The following is a 15,829-nucleotide window of genomic DNA, read 5'->3' on the forward strand; positions in this document are numbered from 1 at the left end:
TGAGAAGGACTTACGTTTTGTCTCGATATTTCAGATTTTCAATAGGATCGATTATCGGATTAGTATTGCTGAGTATGGGAGTAATGCTGCTTGCCGTGCGTACAGACACGCTCCTGAGCGCTGTGGAGCACGCGCGAGAGGGGCAGCGCGTCGTCACGCTCACGCGGGTCAGCCGCACGCTGCTCCGGTCGGTGATCGCGACCCGCATGGCGCGGGGCATCGTTCAGAAGGTCCTGGCCGTCGAGGGTCCGATCTCGGTGGCCGACAGGGCGGATCAGCTGTCCGAGCGGCAGGCCCTGATGGACGCGGAGACGGAATTCTGGACCCTTGTGCGCGACCTCGCCGTGCCGTCGGTCCAGGCGACGCTGGAGCCCCTTCGGAGCGCGCAGGCGACCTTGGCGGCGCTGAGGCCACAGATCGACGCGGTCGTCGCGCTCCCGAGGGAACGCCGCGATGCGGCGTTCAGACAGACCTTCGACACAGCCGTCACGAGCCTCCTCAATGCCTTCGCGGCAACCAACGCCGCGGTGGACGCGGCCATCCCGCGCCGGGACACGGCGGTCGCGCAGGCCCTCGACATCAAGCGTGCCAGCTGGGCGACGCGGGTCGCACTCGGCAACTCCTGGCGCCGTATGGAAACCTCGGTGGCCGCCAAGGCGTCTTGGTCGCAGGAGGAGATCATCGCGGCGGCCGAGGAGCGGGGACGCCTGATGGCGGACTGGGGTAAAGTCGTCGACCTATTCACGGAAGACGTCCCGGTCGCCCTGCGTGCCGCCTTCCAGAAGGCGCAGGCCAGCAACTTCGAGGGCGAGTCGGCGCGGCGGCGCGTCGTGATCACGGACGCGCTCAGCCGGGGCAGGGCGCCCGGCATCGAGGCCGATGCGTTGCGTGCGCGCGACATCGCCGACGGGAGGGCGCTTCTCGATCTGGCCCACGCGGGTCTCGACGCGATGATCGAACGGGCCCAGCTCCTCGCCGCCGAGTCGCAGCGCGCGCTTTTCGGGGCCGTGCTGTTCCTGACCGCAGCGGTCCTGCTGGCGGTCGGCGGTATCGTCATCGTGTTCCGTTGGGTGCTCCGGCCGTTGCGGGCCATGACCCAGGCCATGCAGGCGCTCGCGGGAGGAGACGCCGACGTGCCGATCCCGGCCCGAGAGCGGCGGGACGAGATCGGCGCGATGGCGGCGGCCGTGCAGGTCTTCCGGGACAACCTCGTCCGCACCCGCGCCCTGGAGGCCGAGGCGGCCGAGGCGGCGCTGGCCGCGGAGGCGCAGCGTCGGAGCATGACGCTCACGATGGCGCAGGGTTTCGAGTCGGCGGTGGCCGGCATCGTCGGTCAGGTCTCCGCCGCCGCGGCCGAATTGCAGACCACGGCCTGGCAGATGACCACGACCGCCCAGCAGACCGCCAGCCAGTCCGATACCGTGGCTGCCGCCGCCGAGGAGGCGTCCACCGGCGTCAGAACCGTGGCCGCCGCCGTGGAGGAACTCGGCACCTCCGTCCAAGAGATTGCGCGCCAGGTCCAGGGCTCGTCCGAACTGGCGCGGGCCGCCGTCGGCGAGGCCGACCGGACCGCCGTGCTGGTGGCCGCGCTCAACACGGCGGCCGCCCGGGTCGACGCGGTGGTCGAGCTGATCGCCGGCATCGCCGCACAGACGAATCTGCTGGCGCTCAACGCCACCATCGAGGCGGCGCGGGCCGGCGAGGCGGGGCGGGGCTTCGCGGTGGTCGCCACCGAGGTGAAGGACCTTGCAGCCCAGACAGGCCGCGCCACCGAGGAGATCGGGCGGCAGATCTGCGACATCCAGACCGTCACCGGTCAGGCGGTGGAGGCGATCGGGACGATCACCGGCCGGATCGGGGAGATCAGTGCGGTGGCCGCCGCGATCGCGGCGGCGGTGGAGCAGCAGGGGGTGGCCACGCAGGAGATTGTCCGCAACATCACGCAGGTCTCTACGGGGACGCAGGAGGTGACCGGCACCATCGCCGGGGTTGCGCAGGCGGCCGACCAGACGGGGCGCGCGGCCGACCACGTCCTGACGGCCGCGACCGCGCTCACGCGTCAGTCGGAGCAGCTCGCCGTCGAGGTTGGTCGCTTCCTGGCCGGCGTCCGGGCTGCGTGACCCTTGGGGGCCGGGATCAGTCGAAGGCCCGGGTGAAGCTGAGTCGGTGATGCGGGCTGCGGCCGAGTTGCGTCAGGCCGGCGCGGTGGACGGCCGTGCCGTAGCCGACGTTGCGCTCCCAGCCGTAGCCGGGATGGCGCTGAGCCAGGCGCCGCATCAGCCGGTCGCGGAACACCTTGGCGACGATCGATGCGGCGGCGATCTGCGGCACCAGCCGGTCGCCGCCGACCACGGCGCGACCCGGAAGGCCCGGCAGGGCGTCGCGCCCGTCGACCAGCACGGGCGCGGCGAGGCCGAGCCGGGCGACCGCCCGCGCCATTGCATCGAGGGTTGCGCCGCGGATGTTGATCTGGTCGATCAGCGCCCGGGAGCCCGCCGCCACCGCGACCCGGGCATGGGTGTGGATCATGGGGGCCAGACGTTCCCGGGCCGGCTCCGGGACGCGCTTGCTGTCGTCGAGGGCGCCCAGCAGGTCGGCGGGGATCGCCGCCGGATCGAACCAGACCGCGGCCACCACGACCGGCCCACAGAGTGCGCCGCGACCGACCTCGTCGCAGCCGATCACCGCCGGGTAGGCTGCGGCCCGGTTGGGATCGAAGGGCGGCCGGCCCGCCATCGGCTTGGTCGGCGACGTGGCGGCGACCGACTTGCCGACCGACTTAACAGTCGATTTGGCGATGGGCGGGGCGGACGGCTTGGCGGGCGGCATGACGCCGTCCTGCCATCCCGCGCGGGCGCCGTCACGGGTCAGGCGGCGTCCCGGGTGCCGCGCGCGCCGCCATGCGCCTCGATGATATTGCCGAAGAACTGCCGCGCGCTCACGTCCCAGCCGCAGCGCAGGGCCTCGGCCCGGCACTCGGCCCGCGACAGCCGCAGGGCCGCCAGCGCGGCAGCCCGGAGATCCTGATCGAGAACCCCGACGCGACGGCCGCCGACCACGTCGTTGGGGCCCGGCACCGGGAAGGCCGCCACCGGAAGGCCGCTGGCCAGGGCCTCGAGGAGCACGATGCCGAACGTGTCGGTGAGGCTCGGGAACACGAAGACGTCGCAGGCGGCGTAGACCGCCGCGAGGTCCGCGCCGGTGCGGGTGCCGAGGAAGCGCGCCCCCGGCGCGAGACCCCGTAGGCGCGCGCGGTCCGGCCCGTCGCCCACCACGACCTTGGTGCCGGGCAGGTCGAGGGCGAGGAAGGCGGCGACGTTCTTCTCCACCGCCAGCCGCCCGACATAGAGGAACAGCGGCCCGGGCAGGTCCGCGAGTTCCGCCGGCACGGGCGTCCCCGGTCCGGCGGGCCGGAACCGTTCCGTGTCTACGCCCCGGGTCCAGCGCATCAGCCGGCCGAATCCCCGCGCCGCCAGTTCACCCTGGAGCGAGGCGGTGCTGACCATCGTTCCCCGCGCCGCGCTGTGGAACCGGCGCAGATAGGCGTAGGACCACGCTTCCGGCACCGGCGCGCGGGCCGCGAGATATTCCGGGAAGCGGGTGTGGTAGCTCGTCGTGAACGGCAGGTTGTGCGCCAGGCAATGGCGCCGCACGGCCAACCCCACGGGCCCCTCCGTGGCGATATGCACGTGGGTCGGCCGTTCCGCCGTCCAGCGCGCCGCCACCCGCTCCCGGCTGGCATAGGCGAGGCGGATCTCGGGATAGCCCGGGAGCGGCAGCGAGCGGAAATCCGCCACGGAGAGCAGGGCCGTCGCGAAGCCGTGTTCCGGGGCGCGGCGGACCATCTGCTCCAGGGAGCGGACGACGCCGTTCACCTGGGGATGCCACGCGTCGCTGGCGATCAGAAGCTTCACGGCGGTGCCCTCAAGCCACCGCGCGCCGGCCCGCCAGGGGTTGCGGCACGGCCTCGGCCGCCTGCGCCCGCAGGAGGCTCGGATAGTGCAGAACCTCTATCCGGCCGTCGTAATGCTCCACGAGACCGGTGCAGGATTCCACCCAGTCGCCGGTGTTGAGGTAGCGCAGGTCGCCGATCGGCCGGTCCGCAGCATGGTGGATGTGGCCGCAGATCACCCCGTCGGCACCCTGGCGGCGCGCCTCCTCGGCCAGGATCGTCTCGAAGCGGCCGATGAAGCTCACGGCGTTCTTCACGCGCAGCTTCGCCCAGGCGGAGAGCGACCAGTAGGACAGGCCGAGGCGCCGCCGCACCTTGTTGATCAAGGTGTTGAGGGACAGGGCCAGGGTGTAGGCGCCGTCGCCGAGATGGGCGAGCCAGCGCGAGTGCCGCACGACCATGTCGAACTGGTCGCCGTGGATCACGAGGTAGCGCTTGCCGTCCGCCGCCTCGTGGATCGCGGTCTCGGCCAGCTCGATGCCGCCGAAGCTCGTGCCCACATAGTCGCGCAGGAACTCGTCGTGGTTCCCGGGCAGGTAGACGATCCGCGCGCCCTTGCGGACCTTGCGCAGGAGCTTCTGCACCACGTCGTTGTGCTCCTGCGGCCAGTACCAGCCCGAGCGCAACTGCCACCCGTCCACGATGTCGCCGACGAGATAGATCGTGTCGGCGTCGTAATCCTTCAGGAACGACAGGAGCAGGCCGGCTTGGCAGCCGCGCGTTCCGAGATGCAGGTCGGACAGGAACAGCGTCCGCACGCGGACCGGCATCTCCTCAACCTCGGCCACGGCAACCCTCTCCCGGCGGCTGAACGGTGCCGGGATCCAGAGCGCGATCCCATCTCAGTTTGATGACGCGGAGTCCCGGCGGGGCCACCCGTCCGCGTTGCGGCGCCGCAAAGCATCTCAACCGGACCTCGGCTTCGTTGCGCCGCACAAAAAATTTTTTTGCCAAGTTCTGGAAGTTTTTCCGGTTTTCCTTTCGAGCTTCGCCCGCTCATAATACCAGGAACCGGCGGCTCGGCACGAGTTCGGCCGGACCTTGACAGGAAGGCGGCGAGGACGGCCCTGAGGCCGTTGGACGGGACGGCATTTCGGAGGCGACCGGCGCGCGGGGGCGTGCCGCGACGCGAGCGGCGTGAGGCCGCCTGCCGCTCCGCGGAGGCCCCCCGATCACGGCAGAGGATGGCGTTCGAGGGGGCGCGGCGCGAGCCGCTTTCGACGGCGCCGGACCGACTCCCTGAGGACGCTTGGACAACCCGGCGCGGGTTCACGCCCGCGCACAATGGATTTTTCGGAGGAAACATCATGGCCGCAACCCGGCGCCCCGGTCGCAACCACCTCTTCATTCCCGGCCCCACGAACATCCCGGAGCGCGTCCTGCGCGCCATGCATGTGCCGTCGGAGGATCACCGCTCGCCGAGCTTCCCCGAGCTGGTGAAGCCGCTGCTCCAGGACTCCAAGATGGTGTTCGGCTCGACCGCCGGGACGGTCATCCTGTTCCCGTCCTCGGGCACCGGCATCTGGGAATCGGCCCTGTCCAACACCCTCTGCCGCGGCGACACGGTGCTGACCTCGCGCTACGGCCAGTTCAGCCACCTCTGGGTCGACATGGCCCAGCGCCTCGGCCTCGACGTGGTCGTCCAGGAGGAGGAGTGGGGCACCGGCGCCGATCCGCAGAAGATCGAGGAGGCCCTGCGCGCCGACAAGGACCATAAGATCAAGGCCGTCATGGTCGTCCACAACGAGACCGCCACGGGCGTCACCAGCGACATCGGCGCGGTGCGCAAGGCGATCGACGCCGCCGGCCACCCGGCCCTGCTGTTCGTGGACGGCATCTCGTCGATCGGCTCGCTGCCGTTCTACATGGACGACTGGAAGGTCGACTGCGCCATCGCGGGCTCCCAGAAGGGCTTCATGCTGCCGGCCGGCCTCGGCCTGATCTGCATCAGCCCGAAGGCGCTCAAGATCGCCGAGGGCGGCACCGGCCGCAACGACCGGCTCGGCCATGCCTACTTCGCCTGGAAGGACCAGCTGGCCGCCAACGCCACCGGCTACTTCCCCTACACCCCCGTCCTGCCGCTGCTCTACGGCCTGCGTGAGGCCCTGGCGATCGTGAAGGAGGAGGGGCTGGAGAACGTCTACCACCGCCATCACGTGCTCGCCGAGGCGACCCGTCAGGCGGTGGCGGCCTGGGGCCTCAAGCCCTGCGCCAAGGAGCCGAAGTGGAACTCCGACACGGTCACGGCGATCGTGGTGCCGGAGGGCGCCGACGCCGCCAAGGTGATCATCCACGCCTACGAGCGCTACAACCTGTCGCTCGGGGCCGGCCTCTCGAAAGTCGCCGGCAAGGTGTTCCGCATCGGCCACCTGGGCGACCTGAACGAGCTCTCGCTGCTGGGCGCCATCGCGGGCGCCGAGATGGCCATGATCGATTGCGGCATCAAGGTCACGCCGGGCTCGGGCGTCGCCGCCGCCTCCAGCTATCTGCGCGAGAATCCGCTGCATAAGGCGTAATCGGCGCACGCGATCGGGGCGGGGCCGGGTTGCCGGGCCCGCCCCGACGCGCAAGTAAGAACAAGACTATCGAGGAAACTGCCCGTCGTACGAGAGGGGTCCTATGACCAAGAAGATCGTGTTCCTGGATCGTGAATCCCTCGATGCCAGGGTCCGACCGTTCAACTTCCCGCACGAATACGTCGAGCACGACTCGACCTGGACGCCGGAAGAGATCGTCTCCCGCCTCCAGGGGGCGGAGATCGCGCTGATCAACAAGGTCCCGATGCGGGCCGAGACGCTGAAGCAGCTCCCCGACCTGAAGCTGATCGCCGTCGCCGCCACCGGCACCGACGTGGTCGACAAGGCCGCGGCCAAGGCGCAGGGCATCACCGTCGTCAACATCCGCAACTACGCCTTCAACACCGTGCCGGAGCACGTGGTCGGGCTGATGTTCGCCCTGCGCCGGGCGATCGTGCCCTACGCGAACTCGGTGAAGCGGGGCGACTGGGCGAAGTCCAAGCAGTTCTGCTACTTCGACTACCCGATCTACGACATCGCCGGCTCGACGCTGGGCATCGTCGGCTACGGGGCGCTCGGCAAGTCGATCGCCAAGCGCGCCGAGGCGCTCGGCATGACGGTCATCGCCTACGACGTGTTCCCGCAGGACGGGCTGGTCGATTTCGAGACGATCCTGACGCAGTCCGACGTGATCACGCTGCACGTGCCGCTGACCCCCGAGACCAAGGGGATGATCGGCGCGGCCGAATTCAAGAAGATGAAGAAGAGCGCCATCCTCATCAACACGGCCCGGGGCGGGCTCGTGGACGAGGCGGCCCTGCTCGAAGCGCTCAAGGACGGCACCATCGCGGGCGCCGGCTTCGACGTGGTGGCGCAGGAGCCGCCCAAGGACGGCAACATCCTGTGCGAGGCCGACCTGCCGAACCTGATCGTCACGCCGCACGTCGCCTGGGCCAGCAAGGAGGCGATGCAAATCCTGGCCGACCAGCTCGTCGACAACGTCGAGGCCTTCGTGGCGGGTAAGCCGCAGAACGTGGTCGAGTAGGCGCGACAGGCCCCCTCTCCCGTGCGGGAGAGGGTTGGGGTGAGGGAGGACAATTCTCCGGATGAGGCACGCCCCTCACCCTGTCCCTCTCCCGCACGGGAGAGGGGGCCCGCGCCTCGCCCGCTATGCCATCTGAAAGCTCGGGCGCACGATGACGCGGATGGGTCGCGCGCTGCGACCGCCCTTTGAAAACAAGACGATAGCGCCGCAGGGCGCGACAGAAAGGTCTGAATCGTGACGAAGAAGCTGCTGTTCCTGTTCGACACCGATGCCGTGCCGAACGTGTTCGACACGGTCGTCGGCTACGACGGCGGCGCCGACCACATCGCCGGCTACGGTGGCGTGAACCCCGACAATGTCGGCGCTCTGGTCGACGGCACGATCTACACCCGTGGCGGTTCCGAAAAGAAGTCGACGGCGATCTTCGTCGGCGGCGGCAGCATGGCGGCCGGCGAGGAGCTGTTCACCGCGGTCAAGAAGCGGTTCTTCGGCCCGTTCCGCGTCTCGGTCATGCTCGATTCCAACGGCTCCAACACCACGGCCGCCGCGGGCGTCGCGCTGGTGGCGAAGGCCGCAGGCTCGCTCCAGGGCAAGAAGGCCGTCGTGCTGGCCGGCACCGGCCCGGTCGGCATGCGCTCGGCCGCGCTGCTCGCCGGCGAGGGCGCCGAGGTCACCATCGCGGGCCGCGCCCTCGACAAGACCCAGGCTGCCGCGGACCAGATCAACAAGCGCTTCAAGGTCAACGTGAAGGCCGCCGCCACCCCCGACGAGGCGTCCCGCGTGGCCCTCGTGAAGGGCACGAACCTCGTGTTCACGGCCGGCGCCATCGGCGTCGAGCTGCTGCCCGAATCCGCCTGGGCGCAGGAATCGTCCATCGAGTTCGTCGCCGACTACAACGCCCAGCCCCCGACGGGCATCGGCGGCATCGACGTGATGGACAAGGGCAAGGAGCGCAACGGCAAGCAGGCCTTCGGCGCGCTGGGCATCGGCGGGTTGAAGCTCAAGCTGCACCGGGCCTGCGTGGGCCAGCTCTTCGAGAGCACCGACAAGGTGCTCGACGCCGAGGAGATTTATTCGCTCGCCAAGTCGATGGCCTGACGGGAGGGACGCCCATGTCGGACACGCAGCAGGCGCCGGAAAACGCGTCCATCCAGACCTTCCTGACGGAACTCGCCAGCGCCGCCCCGACCCCCGGCGGTGGCGGCGCGGCGGCGATCTCCGGCGCCATGGGCGCGGCTCTGGTGTCGATGGTCTGCAACCTCACCATCGGCAAGAAGAAGTATGTCGAGGTCGAGGCCGAGCTGAAGGAAGTCCTGGCCAAGTCCGAGGGCCTGCGGGTCGTGCTCACCGGCATGATCGGGGAGGACGTCCAGGCCTTCGACGCCGTGATGGGTGCCTACGGCCTGCCCAAGGCCACCGACGACGAGAAGGCGGCCCGCGCGGAGAAAATCCAGGCGGCCCTCAAGACGGCCTGCGACGTGCCGCTCGCCTGCTGCCGGGCGTGCCGCGCGGTGATCGACCTCGCGGCGATCACCGCCGACAAGGGCAACCTCAACGTCGTGTCGGATGCCGGCGTGGCCGTGCTCTCCGCCCATGCCGGACTGCGCAGCGCGGCGCTCAACGTCTACGTGAACGCGAAGGGTCTCGAGGACCGGGACTTCGCCGACGAGCGGCTGAAGGAACTCGAAGACCTTCTGGCCGGGGCCGGGGCCTTGACCGAGAAGGTCTACGAGGTGGTGAAGACCAAAGTGAACTGACGCCCGCGGCGCTTGATCCTGGCGCCGGCAAACCATCGACAGTCGAGGCCGGGTGCATCATGCCCCGGCCTCGTTGTTTTTGAGTATGCCGCAACGCAGCATCGACTACGATCCGTGCTGCAACCGCGAAAAAGTCGTCGTCAAGCCCGAGATCAAAAAATTTGACGGGCTTATTCCTTCGACTCAACTAAAGTGAAGGGCATCAACGGCGGCAACGAACCGCGGAGGAGGCGCCGAATGGACGTCCACGAGTATCAGGCCAAGGAGCTGCTTGCGAGCTTCGGCGTGGCCGTCCCGAAGGGCGCGATCGCGTTCAGCCCGGATCAGGCGGTCTACGCGGCTACGGAATTGGGCGGATCCTTCTGGGCCGTGAAGGCGCAGATCCACGCGGGTGCCCGCGGAAAGGCCGGCGGCATCAAGCTCTGCCGGACTTATAACGAGGTCCGCGACGCCGCCAAGGATCTCCTCGGCAAGCGCCTCGTCACCCACCAGACCGGTCCCGAGGGTAAGCCGGTCCAGCGGGTCTACGTCGAAACCGCCGACCCGTTCGAGCGTGAGCTCTACCTCGGCTACGTGCTGGACCGGAAGGCCGAGCGCGTGCGCGTCATCGCCAGCCAGCGCGGTGGCATGGACATCGAGGAGATCGCCGCGAACGAGCCCGACGCCCTGATCCAGGTGGTGGTCGAGCCGGCGGTGGGCCTGCAGCAGTTCCAGGCCCGGGAGATCGCCTTCCAGCTCGGTCTCAACATCAAGCAGGTCTCGGCCGCGGTGAAGACGATCATGAACGCCTACCGGGCGTTCCGCGACTGCGACGGCACGATGCTGGAGATCAATCCGCTGGTCGTCACCAAGGACGACCGGGTGCTCGCGCTCGATGCCAAGATGTCCTTCGACGACAACGCGATGTTCCGCCGGCCGGGCATCGCCGACATGCACGACCCCTCGCAGGGTGATCCCCGCGAGGCGCAGGCCGCCGAGCACAACCTCAGCTACATCGGCCTCGAGGGCGAGATCGGCTGCATCGTCAACGGCGCCGGGCTGGCCATGGCCACCATGGACATGATCAAGCACGCGGGCGGCGAGCCGGCGAACTTCTTGGATGTCGGCGGCGGCGCCTCGCCCGAGCGGGTGGCCACGGCCTTCCGGCTGGTCCTGTCGGACCGCAACGTGAAGGCGATCCTCGTCAACATCTTCGCCGGCATCAACCGCTGCGACTGGGTCGCCGAGGGTGTGGTCCAGGCGGCGCGCGAAGTGAAGATCGACGTGCCGCTGGTGGTCCGGCTCGCCGGTACGAACGTGGAGGCGGGCAAGAAGATCCTGGCCGAGAGCGGCCTCGACCTGATCACCGCCGACACCCTGTCGGAGGCGGCCAAGAAGGCGGTCGACGCCTGCGCCACCGCCCAGACGCAGCACTGAAGGGGAGACCGCGCCATGAGCATCCTCATCGACGAGACCACCCCGATCATCGTCCAGGGCATCACGGGCGACAAGGGCACCTTCCACGCCAAGGAGATGCTGGATTACGGCACGAACGTCGTCGGCGGCGTCACCCCGGGCAAGGGCGGCCGCACCCATCTCGGCCTGCCGGTGTTCAACACCGTCAAGGAGGCGGTGGCGGCGACCGGCGCCACCACGTCCATCACCTTCGTGGCGCCTCCCTTCGCGGCCGACGCCATCATGGAGGCGGCCGATGCCGGCCTGCGGCTGGTCTGCTCGATCACGGACGGCATCCCGGCCCAGGACATGATGCGGGTGAAGCGCTACTTGATGCGCTATCCGCGGGATCGCCGCACGATGGTGGTCGGCCCGAACTGTGCCGGCATCATCTCCCCCGGCAAGGCGATGCTCGGCATCATGCCCGGTCACATCTATCTCCCCGGCAATGTCGGGGTGATCTCCCGGTCGGGGACGCTCGGCTACGAGGCGGCCTCGCAGCTCAAGGAGCTCGGGCTCGGGATCTCCACCTCGGTGGGGATCGGCGGCGATCCGATCAACGGCTCGTCCTTCCTCGACCACCTCGCCCTGTTCGAGACCGATCCGGACACGGACGCGGTGCTGATGATCGGCGAGATCGGCGGCCCGCAGGAGGCCGAGGCGTCGGCCTGGATCCGCGAGAACATGTCGAAGCCGGTGATCGGCTTCGTGGCGGGGCTCACGGCGCCGAAGGGCCGCCGCATGGGCCATGCGGGGGCGATCATCTCGGCTGCCGGCGACAGCGCCGCCGAGAAGGCCGAGATCATGCGCTCCTACGGCCTCACCGTGGCGCCCGATCCGGGTTCCTTCGGCCAGACGGTGGCCGACGTGCTGGCCCGGGCGGCGTAGCCGCAACCAGCCTGCCGCACAGGCTCAGAATGCGGCGTGGGTCCCCCTCCCGTGCGGGAGAGGGACAGGGTGAGGGATCGGATCCTTCCGGAGAAGGCGCGGTCCATCGGCGTACCGGCGGCGCGCTCGATCCTGAACCATCGCGTCCCTCACCCCGACCCTCTCCCGCACGGGAGAGGGGGCTCGTCGCGCTGGGCGCCGGCCGATGCGCGTACCTCCCGAGCCGGTGGTGACGACGCTTCGCGCTCAACATCCTCCAAGAAAACCGCGCGCCACGAGGTGGCCTCATGACCCGCACCCTTCACGCACATCCAGGTCTCGTCGACGCGACAGCCTTCGCGCCGCCGGTGATCGTCGGCACCTCGGCCGAGCAGGCGCTGGACATCCTGTTCCAGGCGCTGCTCGATGTCGCCCGCCGGCACGATCCCGACCTCGAGGCGGTCCTGCACGGCACGGCCGACATCTCGCGCTTCTCGCCGCAGATGCTGGCGCGCGCGCTGCAGGTGCAGGGCATCTGGTTCCAGCTGATCTCCATCGCCGAGCAGAACGCCGCGATGCGCCGCCGCCGGCACGTGGAGCGCACGGAAGGCCGTGCCGCGCTCAGCGGCTCCTTCGCCAAGGTCTTCGCGGATGCCCGCCGGCAGGGCGTGCCCCCGGAGAAGATCCAGGCGCTGCTCAGCGACCTGCGCATCCGCCCGACGCTCACCGCGCACCCCACCGAGGGCAAGCGCGTGACGGTGCTGGAGAAGTTCCGCCGGATCTACCTCGTGCTGCGCGAGCTGGAGATGCCGCGCTGGACCGATCGTGAGCGCAACGGGCTCATGAACGAGCTCCGCGACCAGATCGAGCTGGTCTGGATGACGGGCGAGCTGCACCTGGAGAAGGCGACGGTCGAGCGGGAAGTGGCCTGGGGGCTGCACTTCTTCGACGAGACCCTGTTCGAGATGCTGCCCGAGACCCTGGAGACCCTGCACGAGGCCCTCGCCGAGACCTATCCGGGCACGGACTTCAAGGTGCCGCCGTTCTTCCAGTTCGGCTCCTGGATCGGCGGCGACCGGGACGGCAACCCCTACGTCACGGCCGCGGTCACCCGGCAGACCCTGCACCGCAACGCCCTGGCCTCGCTCACCCGCTACCGCGACGGCGTGCGCGAACTGGGCCGGACCCTCTCGCTCACCGAGCGCTCGCTGCCGCTGCCCGAAAGCTTTCACGCGGAACTCGAACGGCAGCTCGCCGAGAGCGGCCAGGCCCGCGCCATCACCCGGCGCAACCCGGGCGAGCCTTATCGCCAATATCTCTCCTGCGTCCTGCGCAAGATCGAGGCGACGATCGCCCGCAACGAAGGTGAGCACCCGTCCGGTCCCGACTACGCCAGCGCCGACGGCTTGATCGAGGACCTGCGCACGCTGGAGCGCGGCCTGACGGAGGCCAAGTGCGGGGCGCTGGCGCGGGATCTCGTCCGCCCTGTCCGGCGCATGGTGGAAATCTTCCGCTTCTCGACGGTCCGGCTCGACCTGCGCGAGAACACCACGCGGACCACCGACACGCTCCATGCCCTCTGGCGCCAGCGCAACGGCGACGGCGAGCCGCCGGCCCTCGGTTCGACCGCGTGGCGCCAGTGGCTCGATACCGAACTCGCCCGGCCCCGTGATCCCGAGCGGTCCTTCGAGGACCTGCCCGACGCCGCCCGGGAGACCCTCGCCACCTTCGCCCTCGTCGCCGAGATGCGCGAGGCCCTCGACCGGGAGGCGTTCGGCGCCTTCGTGCTGTCGATGACCCGCTCGGTGGAGGACGTCCTCGGCGCCTACCTGCTGGCCAAGGAGGCGGGGGTGTTCCTCGACGCGGCCGGGACGGAGATCTGCCCGCTGCCGATCGTGCCCCTGTTCGAGACCATCGACGACCTGCGTGCCGCCCCGGCGATCATGCGGGCGCTGCTCGGCGTGCCGGTGGTGCGCCGCTCCACCCGCTGGCAGGGCGGGGTCCAGGAGGTCATGATCGGCTATTCCGACTCCAACAAGGACGGCGGCTTCGTCGCCGCCAACTGGGAGCTCTACAAGGCGCAGAGCAAGCTGACCCGGCTCGGCGAGGAACTCGGTGTCGGCATCGCCTTCTTCCACGGGCGCGGCGGCTCGGTGAGCCGCGGCGGCGTGCCGACCCATCGCGGCATCATGGCCCAGCCGCCGGGCTCGATCCGCGGCCGGTTCCGCACCACCGAGCAGGGCGAGGTCGTCTCGTTCAAGTACGCCAACCGCGGCACCGCCGCCTACCAGATGGAGCTGCTCGCCGCCTCGGTGTTCGAGCACGCGCTCGCCGGCGACGGCGAGCGGGCGGGCCCCGGCCACGACGACGCCCTGGAGGCGCTGGCCGGCGCGTCCCGGGCGGCCTACGTCCAGCTGCTCCAGACCGACGGCCTCGTCGACTACTTCCAGGCGGCGAGCCCGCTGGACGAGATCGCGCTCCTCAACATCGGCTCGCGGCCGGCCCGCCGGTTCGGCGCCCGCTCGCTCTCGGACCTGCGGGCGATCCCCTGGGTGTTCGCGTGGTCGCAGAACCGGCACGTGATCACCGGCTGGTACGGGGTCGGGTCCGGGCTCGCGAGCTTCATCGACGTGCGCGGCCGCGACGGCGAGGCGACCCTCAAGCGGCTGTTCAACGAATCCCGCATCCTCCGCCTCGTCCTCGACGAGGTCGAGAAGACGCTGATGATGGTCGATCTCGACATCGCCCGCGCCTATGCGGGCCTCGTCCCGGATGCGGCGATCCGGGACCGGATCTTCTCGATGATCGAGGCCGAATACGCACTGACCCGGGAGATGGTGCTGCGGGTGAGCGGCGGCGCGGATCTCGCCGAGCGCTTCCCCCTGTTCCGGGACCGCCTGAAGGGGCGGCTTCCGACCATCAACCAGGTCAGCCGCGAGCAGGTGGAACTGCTCGCCCGCTACCGCGCCGAGACCGACGAGGACCGGCGCGAGGCGGTGAAGTCGGCCCTGCTCCTGTCCATCAACTGCATCGCGGTCGGCTTCGGGGCGACCGGGTGAGGCGGTGCGGGCCTCGCACGTTGAGGGATCGGATCGAAACGCGCCTGCGCGCCCTGTCAGGCAGCCCAGTGCGCGCCATTTGCCGCCGGTGAACGGGGTCCAGCCCCGCAACGGCATCAGAACCGTCACCAGGAGAGAGAATCCAAGATGAGCTTCACCCTGATCCAGCAGGCCAAGCCGCGCCTGCACCGGTCCGAACTCGCGGTCCCCGGCTCCAACCCGACCTTCATGGAGAAGTCGGCGCAGTCGGCCGCCGACGTGATCTTCCTCGACCTCGAGGACGCGGTCGCCCCCGACGACAAGGAGAAGGCCCGCACCAACATCATCCAGGCGCTCAACGACCTGGATTGGGGCAACAAGACCATGATGATCCGCATCAACGGTCTCGACACCCACTACATGTACCGCGACGTGGTCGACATCGTCGAAGCCTGCCCGCGCCTCGACATGGTGCTGATCCCCAAGGTCGGCGTGCCGGCCGACGTCTACGCCATCGACGTGCTGGTCACCCAGATCGAGCAGGCCAAGAAGCGTGACAAGCAGATCGGCTTCGAGGTGCTGATCGAGACCGCGCTCGGCATGGCCAATGTCGAGGCGATCGCCCAGTCGTCGAAGCGCCTGGAGGCGATGTCCTTCGGCGTGGCCGATTACGCCGCCTCGACCCGCGCCCGCTCGACGGTGATCGGCGGCGTGAACCCCGACTTCTCGGTGCTCACTGACAAGGACGAGGCCGGCAATCGCCAGACCCACTGGCAGGATCCGTGGCTGTTCGCTCAGAACCGCATGCTGGTGGCCTGCCGCGCCTACGGCCTGCGCCCGATCGACGGACCGTTCGGCGACTTCTCGGATCCGGATGGCTACCGCTCGGCGGCCCGCCGCTGCGCCGCCCTCGGCTTCGAAGGGAAGTGGGCGATCCACCCGTCGCAGATCGATCTCGCCAACGAGGTGTTCACCCCCTCGGAAGCCGAGGTCACCAAGGCCCGCCGCATTCTCGAGGCCATGGAAGAGGCCGCCAAGGCCGGCCGCGGCGCCGTGTCCCTGGACGGACGCCTCATCGACATCGCCTCGATCCGCATGGCCGAGGCGCTGATCGAGAAGGCGAACGCCATGAAGGGCTGAGGCCGCCCGAACGGCGCGCCAAGCAGCTGCATGACCGGGGCCGGGCTTGCCGGGCCCCGGGGCAGATCGGAGCGGATCGC

At 69.6% G+C, this 15,829-nt stretch carries 12 protein-coding genes; 9 read left to right on the forward strand and 3 right to left on the reverse strand.

Annotated features, from left to right (window positions below):
• The first annotated feature begins 74 nt into the window (after positions 1-74).
• Positions 75-2,120: a methyl-accepting chemotaxis protein gene (locus GGQ91_RS21880; RefSeq protein WP_246410860.1), complete on the forward strand. Its 2,046-nt coding sequence runs from the start codon at positions 75-77 to the stop codon at positions 2,118-2,120.
• A gap of 16 nt (positions 2,121-2,136) precedes the next feature.
• On the opposite strand, the gene GGQ91_RS21885 is transcribed toward GGQ91_RS21880, so the two are convergent.
• The 3 genes from GGQ91_RS21885 to GGQ91_RS21895 all read right to left on the reverse strand — a co-directional run bounded on the left by GGQ91_RS21885 (position 2,137) and on the right by GGQ91_RS21895 (position 4,722).
• Entirely contained in the window at positions 2,137-2,736 is a 600-nt protein-coding gene (locus GGQ91_RS21885) for a ribonuclease HII (RefSeq protein WP_043385177.1), read from the reverse strand.
• Between the two features lie 131 nt (positions 2,737-2,867).
• Positions 2,868-3,914 (reverse strand): glycosyltransferase family 4 protein, encoded by a 1,047-nt coding sequence (locus tag GGQ91_RS21890; protein WP_043385150.1) that lies wholly within the window; start codon positions 3,912-3,914, stop codon positions 2,868-2,870.
• Positions 3,915-3,924: 10 nt separating this feature from the next.
• Positions 3,925-4,722, reverse strand: coding sequence for a UDP-2,3-diacylglucosamine diphosphatase (locus GGQ91_RS21895; protein ID WP_210274854.1), 798 nt, complete (start codon positions 4,720-4,722; stop codon positions 3,925-3,927).
• Positions 4,723-5,259: 537 nt separating this feature from the next.
• On the opposite strand from GGQ91_RS21895, the gene GGQ91_RS21900 reads away from it, so the two are divergent.
• The 8 genes from GGQ91_RS21900 (at position 5,260) to GGQ91_RS21935 (ending at position 15,749) form a co-directional block, all read left to right on the forward strand.
• Complete coding sequence (locus GGQ91_RS21900) at positions 5,260-6,468, forward strand: aminotransferase class V-fold PLP-dependent enzyme (protein ID WP_043385155.1); 1,209 nt, start codon at positions 5,260-5,262, stop codon at positions 6,466-6,468.
• Between the two features lie 103 nt (positions 6,469-6,571).
• Positions 6,572-7,513 (forward strand): D-2-hydroxyacid dehydrogenase, encoded by a 942-nt coding sequence (locus GGQ91_RS21905; protein ID WP_043355704.1) that lies wholly within the window; start codon positions 6,572-6,574, stop codon positions 7,511-7,513.
• A gap of 234 nt (positions 7,514-7,747) precedes the next feature.
• A complete protein-coding gene (locus GGQ91_RS21910; protein WP_043381233.1) occupies positions 7,748-8,611 on the forward strand; it encodes an NADP-dependent methylenetetrahydromethanopterin/methylenetetrahydrofolate dehydrogenase in 864 nt (287 codons plus the stop codon).
• Positions 8,612-8,625: 14 nt separating this feature from the next.
• Entirely contained in the window at positions 8,626-9,270 is a 645-nt protein-coding gene (fchA, locus tag GGQ91_RS21915; protein WP_111473640.1) for a methenyltetrahydrofolate cyclohydrolase, read from the forward strand.
• A 237-nt stretch (positions 9,271-9,507) separates the two neighbouring features.
• A complete protein-coding gene (locus GGQ91_RS21920; RefSeq protein ID WP_111473641.1) occupies positions 9,508-10,686 on the forward strand; it encodes a malate--CoA ligase subunit beta in 1,179 nt (392 codons plus the stop codon).
• A 15-nt stretch (positions 10,687-10,701) separates the two neighbouring features.
• Positions 10,702-11,592, forward strand: coding sequence for a succinate--CoA ligase subunit alpha (gene sucD, locus GGQ91_RS21925; protein WP_043355698.1), 891 nt, complete (start codon positions 10,702-10,704; stop codon positions 11,590-11,592).
• 287 nt (positions 11,593-11,879) lie between these two features.
• Positions 11,880-14,630, forward strand: coding sequence for a phosphoenolpyruvate carboxylase (locus tag GGQ91_RS21930; protein ID WP_053609022.1), 2,751 nt, complete (start codon positions 11,880-11,882; stop codon positions 14,628-14,630).
• A gap of 147 nt (positions 14,631-14,777) precedes the next feature.
• Positions 14,778-15,749, forward strand: a complete 972-nt coding sequence (locus GGQ91_RS21935; protein ID WP_043355694.1) for an HpcH/HpaI aldolase/citrate lyase family protein — start codon at positions 14,778-14,780, stop codon at positions 15,747-15,749.
• Positions 15,750-15,829 lie beyond the last annotated feature (80 nt).

It is taken from the genome of Methylobacterium fujisawaense, from assembly GCF_014138435.1.
In the GTDB taxonomy this organism is placed as follows: Bacteria; Pseudomonadota; Alphaproteobacteria; order Rhizobiales; family Beijerinckiaceae; genus Methylobacterium; species Methylobacterium fujisawaense.

Bases quoted from the DNA above. Each gene is read 5' to 3' on its own strand.
- GGQ91_RS21900 (WP_043385155.1), top strand. From the start codon at position 5,260: ATGGCCGCAACCCGGCGCCCCGGTCGCAACCACCTCTTCATTCCCGGC.
- GGQ91_RS21880 (WP_246410860.1), top strand. From the start codon at position 75: ATGGGAGTAATGCTGCTTGCCGTGCGTACAGACACGCTCCTGAGCGCT.
- sucD (WP_043355698.1), top strand. From the start codon at position 10,702: ATGAGCATCCTCATCGACGAGACCACCCCGATCATCGTCCAGGGCATC.
- fchA (WP_111473640.1), top strand. From the start codon at position 8,626: ATGTCGGACACGCAGCAGGCGCCGGAAAACGCGTCCATCCAGACCTTC.
- GGQ91_RS21930 (WP_053609022.1), top strand. From the start codon at position 11,880: ATGACCCGCACCCTTCACGCACATCCAGGTCTCGTCGACGCGACAGCC.
- GGQ91_RS21920 (WP_111473641.1), top strand. From the start codon at position 9,508: ATGGACGTCCACGAGTATCAGGCCAAGGAGCTGCTTGCGAGCTTCGGC.
- GGQ91_RS21885 (WP_043385177.1), bottom strand. From the start codon at position 2,736: ATGGCGGGCCGGCCGCCCTTCGATCCCAACCGGGCCGCAGCCTACCCG.
- GGQ91_RS21905 (WP_043355704.1), top strand. From the start codon at position 6,572: ATGACCAAGAAGATCGTGTTCCTGGATCGTGAATCCCTCGATGCCAGG.
- GGQ91_RS21895 (WP_210274854.1), bottom strand. From the start codon at position 4,722: ATGCCGGTCCGCGTGCGGACGCTGTTCCTGTCCGACCTGCATCTCGGA.
- GGQ91_RS21935 (WP_043355694.1), top strand. From the start codon at position 14,778: ATGAGCTTCACCCTGATCCAGCAGGCCAAGCCGCGCCTGCACCGGTCC.